Below are 17604 nucleotides of genomic sequence, written 5' to 3' on the forward strand. Positions count from 1 at the left end.
GCAAGGGCAATTGGCTGACGTGCCGAAATTTAATGGCGTTGGCGCGCACTATATCCTTACCTGGAGATTATGCAGAGCGGATTATCACCGAGCTGATCGGCCGGCTGACCAAAAAAGGCAGTCGAGATTGTGAGGCTGCCGGGTCCCAATGGAAGCTCTGGTGGTGGCCATTGTTCAAGGCCCAGCGCTGGCGCTGGTACAGGAGCGCAGCGTTGCGCTTGCCCGGGGTAAAGATCAGGAAGGACAATTCGCGACGTTCGATGCAGTTGCCATACTCGGCGAGCCCATGGAAGCACCGGTCCACACGCGCAGATATCGCGCGATGGAACGAGTCTGTCGCTCGCGCACTTTGCCTATTATGATCAGTAGCGGCCGTCCATCATGGCGCGCGTGACCCCGACGCACCGAAAAGTAGCTTCGAGGGGCGCTCCGCCGTTTCGAGCGGTGCAGCTTGCTACGCTGGTCGACACCGTTCCCACTGGCAATCGCTGGCTGCATGAGATGAAGTATGACGGCTACCGCGTGCTGCTGAGCGTGGGCAGCGGCGAGGCCATTGCCTATACGCGTTCGGGGCTCGACTGGTCGGAGAAGTTCGCCGGTCTGGTCGCAGATGCGGCAAAGCTCAAGGTCTCCTCCGCGCTCATCGATGGCGAGGCGGTGGTGCTCGATAGTGATGGTCGCTCGAGTTTCCAGGCACTGCAAAATGCGCTCAAGGGCGCTCCAGGAGCGATCGACTATTTCGCGTTCGATCTGCTGGAGCTCGACGGTGAGGACCTGACCCAGTTGCCGCTGACCGAGCGCAAGGCGAAGCTCGCGAAAATCCTGCCCAAGGGTAAGTCGCGGTTGCGCTATTCTGACCACATTACGGGCAACGGCGAGAAGCTGCTTCATCAATTTTGCGCTGCGGGCCTGGAGGGGGTCATCTCCAAGCAGGCTGACGGCCGCTATGTTGGTTCACGATCGGGCGGCTGGCTCAAGACCAAATGCATCAAGCGGCAGGAGTTCGTCGTAGTTGGCCGGACACCCTCTACTACATCGCGATTGTTCCGCTCGCTGATCCTGGGCGTGCATGAGGATGGCGTCCTGCGCTACGCCGGCAAGGTCGGCACCGGTTTCGACAACCAGGAGATCGTCGACCTGATGGCAATCATGGCGCCGCTCGAACAGGAGGCGCCGCCCGTCAAGGCGCCGCGTGCGGAAGTGCGCGGGGCGCACTGGCTGCGCCCAAAGCTGGTCGCGGAGATTGCCTTTACCGAGATGACCAGGGAGGGAACGCTCCGGCATCCGTCATACCTCGGCCTGCGCGAAGATAAGAAGCCTGAAGCGGTCGTGATGGAGAAGGAGGCGCCGGTCGAGGCGGCGATCGCTCAAGCCTCGTCGATCACCATCAGCAACCGCGACCGCGTCATCTTTCCCGAGGGCAAGTTCACCAAGGGCCAATTGGCGGATTATTATGCGCAAGTCGCTCCGATCATGCTGCCCTGGGTCGGCTCACGGCCCATCAGTCTCGTGCGCTGCCCCCAGGGACGTGCGAAGAAATGCTTCTTCCAGAAGCATGACGCGGGCAGCTTCGGCGACGCTGTCCGGCATGTCGCGATTCGCGAGAAAGACGGACATGACGAGCCCTATCTCTACATCGACACGGCAGAAGGGCTGCTTACCTGCGTGCAGATGGGCACCATCGAGTTTCACGGCTGGGGCTCCAGGATCGAGGATGTCGAGAAAGCCGACCGGCTGGTGTTCGATCTCGATCCCGACGTGGGCCTCGACTTCGAGAATGTGCGCAGCGCCGCCTTCCAGTTTCGCGAAATCCTCAAATCTATCGGGCTCGAGACCTTCCCGATGTTGACCGGCGGCAAGGGCGTCCATGTGATCGCGCCGCTGGTTCCGCAGGCGGAATGGCCGGAGGTGAAAGACTTCGCGCATCGGCTGGCCCACGCTGTCGCCCAAAGCGACCCGGAGCATTTCACCGCCGCCTTGCCCAAAGTGCAGCGCAAGGGCCGCATCTTCGTGGATTACCTTCGTAACCAGCGCGGCGCCACGGCAGTCATGCCATACGGGGTCCGCGCGCGCGAAGGCGCGCCAGTCGCCGTGCCGATCACTTGGAAGGAAATGGAGACGATCGACAAGCCTTCGCATTGGAGTATCCGCGACGGCGCTGAGCTGGTGAAGCGGGCCGGCTCGAAGGCGCTAAGCGGCTGGGGCCGCGCCGATCAGACATTGCCTGACCTATGAAGATCGCCACCTACAATGTGAATGGCGTAAACGGCCGACTGCCGGTGCTGCTGCGCTGGCTCGAGGAAGGGGAGCCCGATGTGGTCGTGCTCCAGGAATTGAAGGCGCCGCAGGAGAAGTTTCCGGAAAGCGCCATCCGTGACCTTGGCTATGATGTCATCTGGCACGGCCAGAAGTCCTGGAACGGCGTCGCGCTGCTGAGCCGCGTCGGGGAAATCCACGAGACGCGTCGGGGCCTGCCCGACGATCCCGACCCAAGCCAGAGCCGCTATATCGAGGCCGCCGTCAACGGGATCCTGATCGGCGGGCTTTATCTGCCTAATGGCAATCCGCGTCCCGGTCCGAAATTCGATTACAAGCTGCGCTGGTTCGACCGGCTGATCGAGCATGCCGCCGGGCTGCTGGAGAGCGGGCTGCCGGTGATGCTGGCGGGCGACTTCAATGTCATGCCGACAGATCTTGACGTCTACAAGCCAGAGCGATGGCTTGATGATGCCTTGTTCGCGCCCGAAGTCAGGGCGGCCTATTTCAGGCTGCTGGACCAAGGCTGGACCGACGCGCTGCGCACGCTGCACCCAGGCGAGGTTATCTACACCTTCTGGGACTATTTCCGGAACGCCTACGGCCGCAATGCCGGCCTGCGCATCGATCACCTGCTGCTCAGCCCCGCTCTTGCCGATCGACTGCTCGATGCGCAGGTCGACAGCCATGTGCGTGGTTGGGAAAAGACCAGCGATCACGCGCCGGTCTGGATCGAACTGGCCGACAAGCCCAAGCGCAAGCGAGCCCCGAAGGCGAAGATGTGATGGAGATCGAGAGCTTCCTCCTGAGCGAAAATGGCTGGGTACCTAACAATGCTCGGTTGCCCGTGGTCGTCTATCGCGGGGCGCTGGGGGGCGAAGGGAACGACTTGGCTGACCGGTTCGAGGCATTGTTCGACGAGCATGGCTGGACCCCGGACTGGCGCGACGGGGTGTTCGACTATCATCACTATCATTCGACCGCGCATGAGGCTTTGGGCGTATTCGCAGGCGAGGCGACCCTGGAGCTTGGGGGGCGAGGCGGGCGGAAGGTGTCCGTTACAGCTGGCGATGCGGTCATGCTGCCGACAGGCACCGGCCATCGTGCAGTTTCTGCAAGCGAGGACTTCCGGGTCGTGGGCGCCTATCCGCAGGGACAGACGTGGGACATTTGCCGTGACGCACCCGATGACGCAGGCCGCGCGCGGATGGGGGCGCTTCCTGATCCCAAGCGCGACCCAGTGACCGGCGCGGCGGGGGCACGAACCGGCGGTGAGCCATGAACGAGTGGACGGGCGGCTGCGCGTGCGGTGCGGTCCGCTATGCGCTTGGCTCGCAGCCTTTCGACGCGGGTTACTGCCACTGCCGGATGTGTCAGCGGACTAGTGGTGCACCCGTCATGGCGTTTGCGACGGTGCTCATTGACGAGTTTCACATCATCGAGGGACATCTGGCGCTGCGTCGATCATCAGATTTTGGCGAGCGGGGATTTTGCGGCGCGTGCGGCACCCCGCTCACCATGCATGTGAAGCACCAGCCAGACACGATAGATTTCACGATCGCGACGCTCGACGCGCCGGAAAGGGTCGTTCCGCGATTTCATATCTGGTGCGCAAGCAGCATCGGATGGTTCGAGATTGCCGACAAGCAACCACGCCATGCTCGGTTCAGACCTAATACCGTAGGATTGACTGCAGGCCGCGCCGAGCCCGGCGACATTACCCGTGACTAGGCTCGACCAAGCTTCGATTTGAGCGCGTCAATCCGCTGAGACGCATCGGCCTTGGTCAGATTTTCAGGTGGCAGTTCCTCGCCGGCTTCCTCGCTCAAGGTCGTCAGATAGCTTGCCTGCGCTCCGGTCATGGGTTCATCGCCGGAAACCCAGTCGTTGGGATTCTTTTCGGTATTGGAGCCGGGGCGGTCTTCGAGCTTGGGGTTGTGTAATTGATCGGTCATGATCGCTCTCTCGTTTCCTGTTTGTTCTATACAAACGGGAGCCCGGCTTTACAGTTCCCCAGCGCTTCAATTCGGTGCGATCAGCTCCATCAGTTCGGCGGGCTTCAGCTCACGGATGAGCTGGTCATAGCGGCATTGCCGGCCCGCTTTGTCCGGGCGCCAGCGATGGAAGCGCGTGCCGTGGCGGAAACGGCCGGCTGTTATCTGGTCGTAGATCACCTCAACGACCAGATCATGATCAAGTGAGATATAGTCGCCGCTCTTGTCCGGGTTCCAGCGACTTGGGCCTCCCGGCGACTTGCCCGTAAAGCCCGGGCCGCCTTCATGCGGCTCGAGGATCGCGCCAAGCGCCTTTCGCTCTGCTGCCGGGAATGCCGAGCTGAACCCGACAAGGTCCAGCTTTCCGGCTTCATTAAAGAGCCCGAGCAATAACGACGCGACCTCGCCCTTGGCATTGGTTCGATAGCCACCAACCACGCAGTCCGCAGTGCGCAGCTGCTTGACCTTTCGCATGACCCGCTCGCCCTGCTGATAGGGTTGATCGAGCGGCTTGGCGATCACCCCGTCGAGCGCGCTGCCGGTCGCGGTCAGCCAGGTCCTTGCCTGCTCAAGAGATTGCGATGCGGGAGACAGGATCAGGGCGGGGTTCGCGATTGTCTTGTGCAGCGCCTCGAGCGCGGTGCGCCGTTCCGCGAGCGGCTTGACGCTGAGATCGATCCGGCCGATCCTGAGAGCGTCGAACAGGATCAATTGCGCGGGCGTGTCGCGGGACAGTTTGGCGACACGCGAGGCGGCCGGGTGAAGCCGAGCCTGCAGCGCATCGAACGAAAGACGATCGCCGATCGAAATGACAAGTTCCCCGTCCAGCAGCAGGATCTTTTGGTCCAGCGTGCGAATATGCTCGATCACTTCCGGAAAATAGCGACCCAGCGATTTACCCGACTTCGACCAGATCGCGATGTCGTCGCCCTTCCGATCGACGAGGGCGCGAAAGCCATCCCACTTGGGCTCATATTGCCATCCCGGTGGCTCCGGAAGCGTTTTGACCAGCAGCGCCTCCATCGGCGCGAGCGGGGCGTCGGTATGTTCGGTCGATGGAGAGGATCGCGTGCGGGCCATGCTAGGATAACCCCAGATAGCACCGGCGGTTGCCCGACAACGGTCTCACCATATCGGCCAGCCTCCCAGAAGCCACTCCAATTACATAGCTGGGGTGGGACGACATGTTTGACAGACGTCCCCAAATGCTTGACCGCCATATTGATGATTTCCTGCGTTACAGCCTGGGGCCCTGGCCTACGGCAGCGAGGCGGGCTAACGCCATGCGCTGCATCGGAAGAACAAGATCGGGAGTTGGGCCGCTGTGCATGGCGAGCCGGCGGGGTTGTCGCGCATGTCAGATGCGGGATCATTCTATGCCGGTTCATTTAGTCGGCGAGACGATCGATGCCAAGCGCACGCATGCGCGTAGTCGTGCGAACTTATCCAGCTCATGCGTGGCATCTATGTTGAACAGGAGGCCGATGCCGAGGCCGCCTTACCTACTCATCCAGTCCGCACAGCGCTTTGTAGCTATCCCAAGGCCCATCTGTCGTCGGCGAGCGCGGAGCTGTTGATGCCCACACCGGATGGAGGGCTGCTCATCAACGGGCGTCGCAACCAGCGGACTCGCTCGCGCGGCCTAGAAATCATCCAGACCGAGGCACCGTCGTATCCTCCACGGCTGCAGCGGTGGTCGGCGCGTACCTCGGCGAGTTGCGGATCAACGCCTCTTCGCCGAGGCAGCGCCTTCTCGAAGCCTTGCCTCATGAATTTGGCAAACAAAACCCGGACGACTTCGTCGAGCTCGCGCTGCCTGGCTGCAGGAAGGTGGTCGCGGTCGGTACGCATCAATGATTTGCAACAAGATGAACTGGGTCCTTGCCGCCGCTCACCCCCCTAGGCGAGAGCCGCCGGCCGAACGTTGCGAGCTTGCCCTTGTTGGCGACCGCTAGGGCGAGGAGATAGGTGTCCGTCGCCTGCGCGGACGTAAGGATCTGACTGATGTTGACGTGTTCAGCCGTTAGCAGGCTGATATCGTCCGCCCAAAATCTGTGGCCGGGAAGCCCGCACATTTGTGACATGATCGTCGCGACTTCGGCTGGCGAGTCAGGCGTCGAGGGATGTCGGACATTGCCCACGATCCGGATAACGCCATTTTCCGTGACAAGACAGGTTGCCCATGCGTGCTACAGTCCCGATCGGGAAAGGTGGTAGCGATGGATATACAGTAAATTGGCAAACCGTACGCAATAGCGCTACTTACCATGTCCCAATGATGTGTCGCAACCAGACAGCTAATGCCCACGAATGTCGCAAGAGCAAATAGCTCTGGGGTATCTTTGGGTCCATTTAGCCATAGATCAAGGAGCAGGCGGCGGGCTCGCAAGGCGCTGCTCTGTCAGTATTTGCCATCCCGTCATGAACAGCGCACCCGCTAGCGGTCCTACCACTATGCCGCTCAAGCCAATCAATTCGATCCCGCCTAGCGTTGTGACCAAGACCAGCCAATCGGGAATACCGGTATCTCGCCCGACCAGCATCGGACGAAGAATATTGTCTGCAAGTCCGATAACGAAAACCCCAGAGGCGATGACGACAATGCCCTGCCATATCGCGCCTGTGGCAAGAAGATACACCGCGACCGGTCCCCAAATGATGGCTGGGCCGATCGCAGGTAGGAGGGCAGCTATCGCCATCAACATTCCCCAAAGGATCGCCGCTGGCAAACCCACGATCCAGAAGGTGATCGCGCCCAGGGCACCTTGAGCGAGCGCCACCAGACCCGAACCTTTAACAGTCGCGCGCACCACGGTGACGAACCGGGTGGCGATCCGCTCGGCTGCCGACGGCTCGAGGGGGAGGGCGCGCACAATGGCGGGCCCGAGGGTCTCGCCATCGCGCAGAAGGAAGAAAGTGACATAGAGGCCGACGCCAAAAGCGAGCATAAACGCCGCGGCATTTGCGCCAATGGCCAAGGCACGCTGCGTGAGCACGCTCACGCTATTGCTGACCGCTTCGGAAATCTTGGCCTGAGCGCGTTCAAATGTACCAAAGCCCGCATGTTCCACCAGAATCTGTATCCGACGCGGCAGGGCATTGTGGATCTGCTCGAAATAGAAGGCGAAATTGATCTGCCCGCTGCGGATTTGCGCATAGACACCCGTTGCCTGCTCCGCGACGAGGCCCCCTAAAATCAGCGAGGGGATGATCACCGACACAGTGATTGTCAGCAACGTAAGTGCAGACGCAAGGTTGCGGCGGCCCGGCCATCGCGCAAGCAGATGTTGATAAAGCGGCTGGAACAGTAACGCTGCGAGCGCGGCCCACAGGAGGGCGCTCAGGAAGTTCGAAACGACGAGCGTCAATCCGACTGTCACGACTGCCAGAAACAGGATCAGGCCGCCATTTTCAACTTTTTGCCTGACTATCATGTAACGTTCCCCCCAAGTTCGGCCAGATCACAAGCCTTAGCAAGATAACCCACGGTCGCCTGATTTCGTTTCGGCGAGGCGGAAATAAGCGGATGCAGGACAGGACGTGGCGCGGTTCGTGGCGGCGGAATGATAGCGCGTAAGAAGAGTAAAAGCGGCGGCATCCAGTCTGAATGTGAATGTTGGTCAAAGGCCTGGCGCATCGCTATTTTGCCTGGGCATTGCTGCTTCCAAGCCATTTGAGAAAAAGTGCGCGTTCCGCTAGATGTCAGAATCGCTAACCATGGGTCGGATCCGGCAGCTGGCGGCTTAGACACGCACATCAAAGGTCGCATTAAAATGCCGGATATAATGGTGGGACACCGCCTCTCCAATCCTTCCCACCAGGCATTCCTAACTGGTGGGGGCATGTGTGCGGATCTGATCGCGGCGAAGGATTGGTCTGCAAGTCCGCTAGGGGCGATGGACGAATGGCCCTCTCATCTGCGGACCGCTATTTCCATCATTCTCCGGTCGCAAGTGCCGATCGTGATGCTCTGGGGCAAAGAAGGCGTCATGCTCTATAACGACGCCTATTCGGTTTTTGCGGGTGGACGCCATCCCGAAGTCCTGGGATCAAACGTACGCGAGGGCTGGCCAGAGGTCGCCGCCTTCAACGATAATGTTATGGCGGTATGCCTCGCCGGCGGCACGCTGCATTATCACGATCAAGAGTTGACCCTGCATCGCAATGGCGCGCCGGAGCAGGTCTGGATGGATCTCGACTATTCCCCTGTCCTTGACTACGCAGGAAATCCAGCGGGCGTTATTTGCTTTCTAGCGGAGACGACGGACCGCGTCGCCGCTGAACGGCGAGAGGCATTCCTCTTGTCGCTCTCCGATGATCTGCGAGCCCTCAGCGCGCCCGCAGAGATCATGGACCTTACCGCTGACCGCCTCGGCCGGCTTCTTGGCGCTAGCCGCGTTTTCTATGCCGAGATCGCGAGTGGCGTCATGACGGTCAAGCGCGACTATGCCTGTGGGGTCAGCTCTATTGTCGGCGTGCATTCGCTCACAGACTTTGGCCCCGATCTGCTCGCTGCATACAAAGTCGGCACTCCTGTCGTGGTCCGCGACGTCGGTGCTGACTGGAGGCTTGGGGCAAGCGCGCGGGCGGGACTGCAGTCGCGCGAAGTGGGTGCCTTCGTGGACGTCGTGCTCTTCGAGGAAACGCGGTGGGTAGGTCTGCTGGCGGTGCAGAGTTCGACTCCTCGCACATGGACAATAGAGGAAGAGACTCTGGTCCAAGAGGTTGGCGAACGCGTCAAGCTCGCCATTGAACGGGCGCATGCGGAGCGCGACAGGCTCTGGAACCTATCTCAGGACATGCTTGCAAGGGCCAATTACGAAGGCATGATCTCTGCGGTCAATCCGGCATGGTCGCAAATCTTGGGCTGGACCGAAACTGAGCTTCTCACCCGTGGCTACGCGAGCTTTATGCACGCGGACGATGTGACCCCGACATTGGAGGCAATCGCGACAATGGCCGCCACGGGCCAGCCGACGCGCTTTGAAAATCGCATCGCTACCAGCGTTGGCGGATGGAAACCTATTGAATGGACGGTCGCACCCGAGCCTGACGGTGTTAATTTTGTCGCCGTTGGAAGAGACCTTAGTGATGCCAAGGCGAGGGAAGCCGAACTTGATTCAGCGCGCGAAGCCCTTCGACAGAGCCAAAAGATGGAGGCAATGGGCAGCTTGACCGGCGGCGTAGCCCACGACTTCAACAATTTGCTCACGCCCATCCTTGGATCGCTCGACCTTTTGATGCGCAAAGGCGTCGGCAGCGAGCGCGAGCAGCGGCTCATCGAAGGGGCGTTCCAGTCGGCCGAGCGCGCAAAAACGCTTGTCCAGAGGCTGCTTGCTTTCGCGCGTCGCCAACCACTTCAGGCAGTGGCAGTTGATCTGGGGCAGCTCGTCGAAGGGTTAAGGGGCCTGATCGGCTCGACCTTGGGCCCGGCAATCATATTGGATGTTGATGTTGCCGCTGACGTGCCTGCTGCAAAGGTCGATCCTAACCAGCTCGAGATGGCGCTCCTTAACCTCGCAGTGAATGCGCGCGATGCCATGGCGGACGGCGGACGGCTGACGATTGCCGCCAGCATAGCAGCGGTGCATCCCGGCAATTCAGACGGCCTGGCGCCAGGCCGGTATGTTCGTCTGTGTGTAAGCGACACCGGCATCGGCATGGATGCCGAGACCGTCAAACGTGCTGCAGAACCCTTTTTCTCCACAAAGGGCGTTGGCAAAGGCACGGGGCTTGGCCTGTCGATGGCGCATGGTCTTGCCGCTCAGCTAGGTGGTCGGTTGGCAATCAGCAGTACGCTGGGCCAAGGCACCAGTATCGAACTGTGGTTTCCGGCAAGCTCTGGCGCTGTGGAACCGGTCCGACGCAAAACCGAACCTTCCCCGATTGTCAGGGAACAGGGGGTGGCGATACTTGTGGATGACGATGCCTATGTCAGGACAAGCATAGCCGACATGCTCGAGGATATCGGTTACGTCATCATCGAAGCAGGGTCCGCCGAGGAGGCTTTGGACCTGATCCGAGGCGGGGTGGAACCGGACCTACTCGTCACGGATCATCTGATGCATGGCATGAGCGGGACCCAGCTCATTCATGAGATCAAGTCATTGCGTCCCTCTCTCCCAGTGCTGATCATCTCAGGTTTCGCGGAAGAGGAGGGGATCGATCCGGACATCCCTCGACTCACCAAACCCTTCTGCCATTTTGAACTGGTGGAAAGCCTGAAGGCTCTGGCCGCGGTACCAGCCGCGGCGTAACCAGATGCTGGTTTGTTGAGGAGGCCGCCTACGTTCGAGAAATCTCCATCTTGACGGTAAGGCGGACAACCGTCGCTTCAAGCATATGGGCGCGCTGCGCATGTCTTGCGAAAGGAGGCCCGAACTCGCCAGCGGTTGCCCGTCGTCGTCCTTCACGGCATGCCCGACGCCCAGCACCCTGCGCGCCAGGGTGACCATCTCACGGCTCACATTACGTCCTCAATGTGAAGCTATCTCGACGATGGTCAAGGCCGGGAGGCAATCGAGGCCGGAGCGCGAGTTGCCGGACTGCAAATAGGTCGCATAGGGATAGCAATATTCAACGCGCGTGATGACGGGCGTCCTTGCTAAGCGAGACTGCTCGAAGCGTCTTTAGGCCCATCAGCACGACAAGGGGGGCTAAGCGGAATGGGTTTAGTTGCACTCCAGATCCTCAGGCCGCCAGCCTGCACGGGCGGACCACATCATCCCTGACTTCGTCGGTATGGACCTTAAAGCCGATCAATTGAACCGAGCCGAAGGCAGTGGTTAACGCTGTGTCGGCCGCGTCGCGGCCACATGCCATGAGGATTCTGCCAACACGGGGCACTCGATGTCGCGCGTCGAAGCTGTGCCATTCGCCGCTCAGATAAACCTCGAACCAGGCATGAAAATCCATCGGGATGTCTACCGGATCTATACCGATGTCGCCGAGATAGCCGCTACAGTAGCGCGCGGGAATATTCATGCAGCGGCACAGCGCCACAGCCAGATGCGCGAAATCCCGGCAGACGCCCACGCCCTCCTGATATGCCTCATAGGCGGTACGCGTAGCGCGCGCATATTGATAGCCGTAGGCAAGATGCTGGTGGACGAAATCCACGATCGCCTGCACCCTTTGCCAGCCGGCGGGCACGTGACCGAACAGCCCCCAAGCGATGTTCGAGAGATGTTCGGTTTCGCAATATCTGCTGCCGAAAAGATACATCAACACATCAGGTGGGAGGTCTGCGACCTCATGCTGGAGGGCTCCAGGCGACTGACGGTCAACGGTACCGTCATCCTCGATCACGAAGTCACAGGAAAGCGTTGTAACACCCGGCGGCATCGTCATGCGCGAGCACAAATTGCCGAACGCGTCATAATAATGATCCATGGGTACGTCACGATCCGCAGAGATGACGTGACCGGTTTTCAAATCGATGACGCGTTCGGGACGGATGTTGAGCATAGCGATCATGGGTGTCGAGGCGAACGCACGGAACTTCAGATCGTAACCGGCTCTAATCAACATGGACTAACTCCAGGTACCAGTTGAGGACTGGCAACAGTGTGGACGTCCTGCCAGAATGCTTTAGTCGAGGGTTCGCTCCTTTAAAATCGCTCATGGCGAAAAAAGCTTCGAGCGCCGCCTTGTCCCTAGTTGATCTCTACTGTTCTCGCATCGAAGTTTTTGCGTTGGCGAGTTCAGATATGGCGCTCCCTGTGTCAGACCCTGTGCGACCCTTTAGCCCCTGCCGTGAAGGCAATATCTGTGATCAGGCTGTTACTGGCGGGTGGGCCTGACCAGCGACCAGTCATAACCCAGCCCCCGAACCCGAGCTTCGAGCGCCGCCATGGTATCGTCATCTGGATGCTTTTCCCGGGTCAGGACCCAGAGATAGCGGCCGGAAGGCTCCCCGACTATCGACCAGTCATATTGGTCGCCATGGTCGAGAACCCAGTAATTGCCGAAAAACGGGCCGAAGAACGAGACTTTGAGCTTGGCGCTGGTATGAGCGTCCACCACCTTCGCCTTGCCGACGGATTCTTTCCATTTCCCCGCGCCTACTGCGCTCTTGCCCCGATTGACCACTTTAACCGTGCCATCCGTGTTGAGAGAGTAGCGAGCGGTAACCAGATCCATATTTTTCTGAAACGGGGCCTCATAACGAAACTGCTCATACCACAGGCCCATATATTTCTCGACGTCCACCGGCTTTGCGGGCTGCGGTACGGCGCGATTTCCCACGGGTCCTGGCTTAGACATAGCCGCACAGGCCCCAAGGAGCACGGAAACTCCTAAAAAGCCGCCAATCGCTATTTTTCTTCGCATGGGTGCTCCTTCTTATCGACCATGGCTATACGTTCTCATCCAGGGAGGGTTGCGTATGATGAAGGTCACATCAGGGTGATTGCTGGTGGCTGCCGAACGACTTCTATGGCCGATTTGAGGGCAACTCTCAGAACTTTAACGGTCGTGGGCCGGCATTGCTCGCAGTCACAAGGCGGATAGACTGACGGTTTTTTTCAGGTCACGTCGCGGTTGTCGGGCCAGCGCATGTGGATCAACAAGATTGCAGACCTATTCGATGATTATGATCAGGTAAAGACTGTCAGCTCGAAGTCTGGCGCATAGGTAAGCCATTGTCGCTGCTCGGCTTCATCACCGCTCATTTCGGAGGACAGGCCGGGCGGGCGAGCTCAGGTCCTTCAACATGAGTTAAAGTCGACTGTGACCCAATGGCCTACATTTTCAGGCGACCTTGGGTGTCATCTGTAGCGACCGCACCTCGGTGATCGTTGGTCCGGAAAGGGCGACCATGCCCTCGATCTGATTGTAGCGGGGGTGGAGCTGGTAATCGCGGTGCTGCCAGCGCAGGACGGCGCCGGCAAGGCGGATGCTGTCCTCATGAGGAAGATGCCGACGAGATCGGCGGGGGGCTTCAATTTCCTGTTCACGCGCTGCAGCGGCTTGGTGCTGTGGAGTTTGACCCGGTGCCGTTTTAGGAAGATCATGTGAGCAAGTGCGTCGCGCTGGGCATCGTCCAGGCAAGGCAACGCGCTTCGGCCGGAAGCTGCGAAACTGGTCGTCGACCTGCCGACTGGCCTGCGTCGTGGCGGCATGGTCGGGCTGAAGGAAAAATCAGCTCCGCCATCTAGCCATTGGCCGTCGGGAGCGCTGGCCGTGAAGCTCGTGCCATCGAATTCGCCCACCCAGTACCAGGTTCCACCCGTGAAGCCGGAAGCCGTCCCATCTCCGCCTACCAGCAAAACCCATTTATCTGCCGAAGTTGTGCCGTCTGGATTGTATAGATGCAGTTTGAAGAGATGCGAGCATTCCATCACGCCACCGACGACCGTTGACAGAAAACCGCTGGAATAAGTCCAGTGCTTGAGATCTGGCGAAGTGTAGATGCCGATCTTGCCTTCCTCTGACAGCGTCATAATCCAATTACCGCTGGTCTCGTGCCAGAAAACCGTGGGGTCGCGAAATTGCCTGTTGCCTGGGAAATTGAGTAACACGATGTCGTGAAAGCTGAAGCTGGCACCCTCATCAAGAGAGTACCAGAGTGCGCAGGACTGGTTTTGCCCGGCGGCATTGTCTGCGGGCATGGTAACGAGTGCGATCAGTGCACCGGGGCCGAATCCGGCGGTATTGGTGACATCGACAACCGCGCTTCCGGTCCAGATGTCTCCAAAGGATGTTGTGCGGCGTGGGATCGATATACCTTGATCCTGCCAGGTGACTAGGTCTGTTGAGGTCCAGCGGCGCCATTCAGTGCCATCGGTGGGATAGGTTGGATTGAAGAGCGCCCAAATTGTCCAGCGATCTCCCATTCGCACGGGGCGCTGTGGGTCGTTGATCCAGCCTCCTGCCGGGGCCGCGATATGGTATTGCGGTCGTCCACTTATTGGGGTGGCTGTTGGTGAACCAGTAGAGACGGGAGCTCCACTCGATACAGGCATTGTGCCAATTGCAGGTTCTGCTTCGCCGCCGCAGGATGAAAGCATTGGAAAGCCGACGAGCATTTCCAATGTTTGCCTGCGCGAGTAAAAGGGGGGCATCGCCACCGGCCTACTCCTCTCTCAAACTTTCTTTGTTTTTTAATTGTCGTTGGCATGCACGCTTGTGGTGCATCGCAACGAGGTTTTTATTCCATTCAGGTTGAGGGAGGGGCCCGTGATATCTGCGTGCCGGTCAGATAGCTGCCTCTGACGGAATGCACCTTCATCATCCCTTCGTCCTGTGCGGCGTCATGCTTTCCATGACCGACGCCACTAAATCTATATATGTGATTTAGTGGCGTCAAGATCGCTGGCAGGATTGGGTGTTCGAGGCTTATTTTTAGTTAACATGTTGAAGCTATGGATATTATATAAAGGAAGAGGGCTCGCTCCTTTCTGTTTTGGGTGTTCAGTTTCTCAGCAGTGATGTGACCTCTTCCTTGTCACCCAGAATCACTCCAATGCGCTGATGAAGTTTTGATGGCGGGACTTCCATTAGTCGCTGTTCGCCATCGATCGCTGCGCCGCCTGCCTGCTCCACCAGAAAGGCCATCGGATTTGCCTCGTACATCAGGCGTAGTCTGGCCGTACCATCCGGGCGGGCGTCTTTAGGGTAGAGGAAGACGCCCCCTCTTTTCAGGATGCGGTGAACATCGGCTACCATTGAGGCGGTCCAGCGCATGTTATAGTCCTTGCCCAAAGGCCCTTCCGCGCCCTGAATTCGTTCGTCGACATAGCGTATGATTTGCGGCGACCATTGGCGGCGACGCGCCATGTTTATGGCAAATTCGCGATTGCCCTGGGGCATCTGCATGGGACCGTCGGTCATCCGCCAAGAGCCGATTTCACGATCGAGAGTGAATTCATAGACGCCAGATCCGATTGTCAGAACCAGCAGCGTTTGCGGTCCATAGATGGCATAGCCAGCTGCGACCTGATGCATGCCGGCTTGCAGAAAGTCCTGCTCTGTTACCTCGCGCCCTGAAGCATTTTCGGGTGCCTTGAGCACGGAGAAGATCGTACCGACGCTCAGGTCGACATCAATGTTGCTTGAGCCGTCGATCGGATCGAACAGCAGCAGATATTCGCCTTTGGGATAGCGGTTGGGGATGGGATAGAGGGTCTCCATCTCCTCGGAAGCCATGGCTGCCAGATGGCCCCCCCATTCATTGGCATCGAGCAATAGCTCATTGGCAATGACATCGAGCTTTTTCTGAACTTCTCCCTGAACATTCTCGCTGCCAAGGCTACCAAGAACTTCACCCAGTGCGCCTTTGGATACCGCGTGACTGATCGTCTTGCAGGCGCGTGCGACCGTTTCGATGAGCAGGCGTAATTCGCCTGGCAAAGCCTGGGCCTGGCGTTGCTGCTCGATCAGGAACCGGCTCAGGGAGATGGCTTGCATGGAAGGCCTTTGCATTGAAGGGGGAGGTTAATCAGCTATTCGTGCAGCTACGTCTGCGCCGTGGGCATATCGCGCTGCTTCACGGATGTCGTCGGCTTCAGGTCTCACGCCTGTGTATAGAATAAATTGCTCCACCGCCTGCAGGACGATGACCTCTCCGCCGGAAATCACGCTCTTTCCAGCAGCTCTGGCTGTGCGAACGAAAGGGGTGTCGACCGGTTGGGCAACGACGTCGAAAGCGGTGCTGCAGGCAGCGATCTGCTCTGCGCGGAATGCCAAGGCGTCCTGGTCCTTGCCCTCCATACCCAATGGCGTGACATTGATCAGCAGCGGCGCGCTATCGGGTGGTAGATCAGCCTGCCAGCAGAAGCCATATTGGTCTGCGATCGCCTGACCGGCTATTTCGTTGCGCGCGATGATCGTGCCGTTGACGAAGCCTGCATCTCTAAGCGCAGCAGCAACGGCTTTCGCCATTCCGCCACTTCCCCGGAGCAGAAATGGTACTGGTTCTTCGACCCGCTTCTCGAGAAGCTGGCGAACCGCAACATAATCCGTGTTGTAGCCAGTCAGGTGGCCATCATCATTGACGATGGTGTTGACGCTGTCGATCGCACGGGCTGAGCATTCAAGGTCATCGATCAGAGGAATGACCGCTTCCTTGAAGGGCATGGAAATGGCGCAGCCACGTACGTTCAATGCGCGGATGCCGCCGATTGCAGCTGCCAGATCCTGTGTACTGAAACTTTTATAGACATAATCCAGCCCCAAAATCTCATAGAGGCAATTGTGGAAGCGGGACCCGGCGTTACCAGGGCGACCTGACAGCGACATGCACAATCTGGTGTCCCTGCCGATTGGCGGTTTCATATCCTCATTCCCCATTATGGCTTGCTGGTTTTTGACGACGGATCGTGGATCCCCGGGTGATGAGACGCCCGCTTAGAACCACCTTACGAGCGGCGGCGTTGGGATGGTCGAGGCGGTCGAGCAGCATGGCCATGGCGGTGCGCCCGATCTCCTCCACGGGTTGTTCGATAACGCTCAGCCCATCAGCTGCAAATTCCGTCCAGCTGTCATTGTCGAAGCCGGCCAAGGCGAAGTCGCCAGGAACGCTCAGGCCCAGCGCATGTGCCGCTCGCAACACCGACATCAGCATCAGGCCATTGCTCGCAATGATCGCTTCGGGCCGATCAGGCGCTTGCAGGAGAGCGCTGACCAGCTTCTCCGCTTCACCCTCTCCATGCGGCACAGACAAGGATCGCGTGGGGATGCCGATCATTTGGGCCGCCTGCTCAAAACCGGCGCGGCGTTCGGCACCCGTCGTGCTGGCTGCGCCGAACAGGCCGGTAATCGATCTGAACCCCTGCGCATGCAGATGGGCAACCAGTGTGCGAGCCATCGCATCATTGTCGAGCACGACACAGTCCGTGGTCGTCCCGGCTACGCGATCGATCAGGATGATGGGATGCTCTGCCTTTGTCTGCGATGCCTTCTTTGCGCCTTGCCGAGTGGGCGCCAGGATCACCCCTGTCACCCGTTCCTCCTGCATCAACTGGAGATACATCGCCTCTTTGGCGGGATCTTCATCCGTATTGCACAATATAACCCGCAGGCCGCGTTCATAGGCGATATCCTCGACCGTGCGAGACACTGCAGTGAAAAAGGGGTTGCGGATATCTGCAACGATGAGGCCGATCGTGTTGCTGTGGCGCGAACGGAGCCGACGGGCTGCGAGGTTGGGCCGGTAGCCTGTTGACCTGACCGCGGCGAGCACTCTGTCGCGCATGGCTGGATCAACCGCACGCCCCGAAAGTACCCGGGAGACGGTGGCAGGCGATACTTCGGCCACTCGCGCTACGTCCTTGATGCCGACCGTCATGGGAAAATCGTTTTCCTCATCCTCTCTCAATTCCGCCCGAGATATGGCCGATCGCGGGGGGTAAAT

15 protein-coding genes are annotated in these 17604 nt (G+C 59.3%); 6 read left to right on the plus strand and 9 right to left on the minus strand.

Translation table 11 applies throughout. The features are described 5' to 3' along the window. Positions 1 to 501 precede the first annotated feature (501 nt). From ligD to JQK15_RS15740, 4 genes are read left to right on the plus strand one after another with little or no spacing between them, the layout of a single operon-like run. Entirely contained in the window at positions 502 to 2235 is a 1734-nt protein-coding gene (ligD, locus tag JQK15_RS15725) for a DNA ligase D (protein WP_251007780.1), read from the plus strand. Beyond that, entirely contained in the window at positions 2232 to 3041 is an 810-nt protein-coding gene (gene xth, locus JQK15_RS15730) for an exodeoxyribonuclease III (protein WP_214866358.1), read from the plus strand. The genes ligD and xth overlap by 4 nt, the downstream gene beginning before the upstream one ends. Further along, positions 3041 to 3538, plus strand: coding sequence for a cupin domain-containing protein (locus JQK15_RS15735; protein ID WP_214866359.1), 498 nt, complete (start codon positions 3041 to 3043; stop codon positions 3536 to 3538). The genes xth and JQK15_RS15735 overlap by 1 nt, the downstream gene beginning before the upstream one ends. After that, positions 3535 to 3987 carry a GFA family protein gene (locus tag JQK15_RS15740; RefSeq protein ID WP_214866360.1) on the plus strand — a complete coding sequence of 151 codons (453 nt, stop codon included), beginning with the start codon at positions 3535 to 3537 and terminating at the stop codon, positions 3985 to 3987. Before JQK15_RS15735 ends, JQK15_RS15740 begins: the two co-directional genes overlap by 4 nt. Here JQK15_RS15740 and JQK15_RS15745 read toward each other — a convergent pair. Both JQK15_RS15745 and JQK15_RS15750 read right to left on the minus strand, forming a co-directional pair. Beyond that, the gene (locus tag JQK15_RS15745) at positions 3984 to 4211 is read right to left on the minus strand and encodes a DUF3072 domain-containing protein (protein WP_214866361.1); all 228 of its coding nucleotides are present in this window, start codon (positions 4209 to 4211) and stop codon (positions 3984 to 3986) included. The genes JQK15_RS15740 and JQK15_RS15745 overlap by 4 nt on opposite strands. Before the next feature lie 66 nt (positions 4212 to 4277). Then, entirely contained in the window at positions 4278 to 5330 is a 1053-nt protein-coding gene (locus JQK15_RS15750) for an ATP-dependent DNA ligase (RefSeq protein WP_214866362.1), read from the minus strand. Positions 5331 to 5942: 612 nt separating this feature from the next. Here JQK15_RS15750 and JQK15_RS15755 point away from each other — a divergent pair. Further along, positions 5943 to 6107 carry a hypothetical protein gene (locus JQK15_RS15755; protein ID WP_214866363.1) on the plus strand — a complete coding sequence of 55 codons (165 nt, stop codon included), beginning with the start codon at positions 5943 to 5945 and terminating at the stop codon, positions 6105 to 6107. A 506-nt stretch (positions 6108 to 6613) separates the two neighbouring features. On the opposite strand, the gene JQK15_RS15760 is transcribed toward JQK15_RS15755, so the two are convergent. Then, positions 6614 to 7684, minus strand: a complete 1071-nt coding sequence (locus JQK15_RS15760; RefSeq protein ID WP_214866364.1) for an AI-2E family transporter — start codon at positions 7682 to 7684, stop codon at positions 6614 to 6616. A 462-nt stretch (positions 7685 to 8146) separates the two neighbouring features. Between JQK15_RS15760 and JQK15_RS15765 the strand changes: the two genes are divergently transcribed. Next, positions 8147 to 10507: a PAS domain S-box protein gene (locus tag JQK15_RS15765; RefSeq protein ID WP_251007781.1), complete on the plus strand. Its 2361-nt coding sequence runs from the start codon at positions 8147 to 8149 to the stop codon at positions 10505 to 10507. Between the two features lie 433 nt (positions 10508 to 10940). Here JQK15_RS15765 and JQK15_RS15770 read toward each other — a convergent pair whose 3' ends face one another. The 6 genes from JQK15_RS15770 to JQK15_RS15795 all read right to left on the minus strand — a co-directional run bounded on the left by JQK15_RS15770 (position 10941) and on the right by JQK15_RS15795 (position 17538). Next, a complete protein-coding gene (locus tag JQK15_RS15770; protein WP_214866366.1) occupies positions 10941 to 11780 on the minus strand; it encodes a transglutaminase-like domain-containing protein in 840 nt (279 codons plus the stop codon). Positions 11781 to 12032: 252 nt separating this feature from the next. Further along, positions 12033 to 12581 carry a lipocalin family protein gene (locus tag JQK15_RS15775; protein WP_214866367.1) on the minus strand — a complete coding sequence of 183 codons (549 nt, stop codon included), beginning with the start codon at positions 12579 to 12581 and terminating at the stop codon, positions 12033 to 12035. Positions 12582 to 13018: 437 nt separating this feature from the next. Next, positions 13019 to 14314, minus strand: coding sequence for a glycoside hydrolase family 32 protein (locus tag JQK15_RS15780; protein WP_251007804.1), 1296 nt, complete (start codon positions 14312 to 14314; stop codon positions 13019 to 13021). Between the two features lie 349 nt (positions 14315 to 14663). After that, positions 14664 to 15659, minus strand: coding sequence for a class 1 fructose-bisphosphatase (locus JQK15_RS15785; protein WP_214866369.1), 996 nt, complete (start codon positions 15657 to 15659; stop codon positions 14664 to 14666). A gap of 27 nt (positions 15660 to 15686) precedes the next feature. Further along, positions 15687 to 16526 (minus strand): shikimate 5-dehydrogenase, encoded by an 840-nt coding sequence (locus JQK15_RS15790; RefSeq protein ID WP_251007782.1) that lies wholly within the window; start codon positions 16524 to 16526, stop codon positions 15687 to 15689. Positions 16527 to 16530: 4 nt separating this feature from the next. Further along, complete coding sequence (locus JQK15_RS15795; protein ID WP_214866371.1) at positions 16531 to 17538, minus strand: LacI family DNA-binding transcriptional regulator; 1008 nt, start codon at positions 17536 to 17538, stop codon at positions 16531 to 16533. Positions 17539 to 17604: the final 66 nt, after the last annotated feature.

The organism is Sphingobium sp. BHU LFT2 (assembly GCF_018604485.1).
Lineage (GTDB): Bacteria > Pseudomonadota > Alphaproteobacteria > Sphingomonadales > Sphingomonadaceae > Sphingobium > Sphingobium yanoikuyae_A.

What these genes read in the sequence shown, in the direction of transcription:
- ligD (WP_251007780.1), top strand. Translation starts at nt 502, where the DNA reads ATGAAGTATGACGGCTACCGCGTGCTGCTGAGCGTGGGCAGCGGCGAG.
- xth (WP_214866358.1), top strand. Translation starts at nt 2,232, where the DNA reads ATGAAGATCGCCACCTACAATGTGAATGGCGTAAACGGCCGACTGCCG.
- JQK15_RS15735 (WP_214866359.1), top strand. Translation starts at nt 3,041, where the DNA reads ATGGAGATCGAGAGCTTCCTCCTGAGCGAAAATGGCTGGGTACCTAAC.
- JQK15_RS15740 (WP_214866360.1), top strand. Translation starts at nt 3,535, where the DNA reads ATGAACGAGTGGACGGGCGGCTGCGCGTGCGGTGCGGTCCGCTATGCG.
- JQK15_RS15745 (WP_214866361.1), bottom strand. Translation starts at nt 4,211, where the DNA reads ATGACCGATCAATTACACAACCCCAAGCTCGAAGACCGCCCCGGCTCC.
- JQK15_RS15750 (WP_214866362.1), bottom strand. Translation starts at nt 5,330, where the DNA reads ATGGCCCGCACGCGATCCTCTCCATCGACCGAACATACCGACGCCCCG.
- JQK15_RS15760 (WP_214866364.1), bottom strand. Translation starts at nt 7,684, where the DNA reads ATGATAGTCAGGCAAAAAGTTGAAAATGGCGGCCTGATCCTGTTTCTG.
- JQK15_RS15765 (WP_251007781.1), top strand. Translation starts at nt 8,147, where the DNA reads ATGGACGAATGGCCCTCTCATCTGCGGACCGCTATTTCCATCATTCTC.
- JQK15_RS15770 (WP_214866366.1), bottom strand. Translation starts at nt 11,780, where the DNA reads ATGTTGATTAGAGCCGGTTACGATCTGAAGTTCCGTGCGTTCGCCTCG.
- JQK15_RS15775 (WP_214866367.1), bottom strand. Translation starts at nt 12,581, where the DNA reads ATGCGAAGAAAAATAGCGATTGGCGGCTTTTTAGGAGTTTCCGTGCTC.
- JQK15_RS15780 (WP_251007804.1), bottom strand. Translation starts at nt 14,314, where the DNA reads ATGCCCCCCTTTTACTCGCGCAGGCAAACATTGGAAATGCTCGTCGGC.
- JQK15_RS15785 (WP_214866369.1), bottom strand. Translation starts at nt 15,659, where the DNA reads ATGCAAGCCATCTCCCTGAGCCGGTTCCTGATCGAGCAGCAACGCCAG.
- JQK15_RS15790 (WP_251007782.1), bottom strand. Translation starts at nt 16,526, where the DNA reads ATGAAACCGCCAATCGGCAGGGACACCAGATTGTGCATGTCGCTGTCA.
- JQK15_RS15795 (WP_214866371.1), bottom strand. Translation starts at nt 17,538, where the DNA reads ATGACGGTCGGCATCAAGGACGTAGCGCGAGTGGCCGAAGTATCGCCT.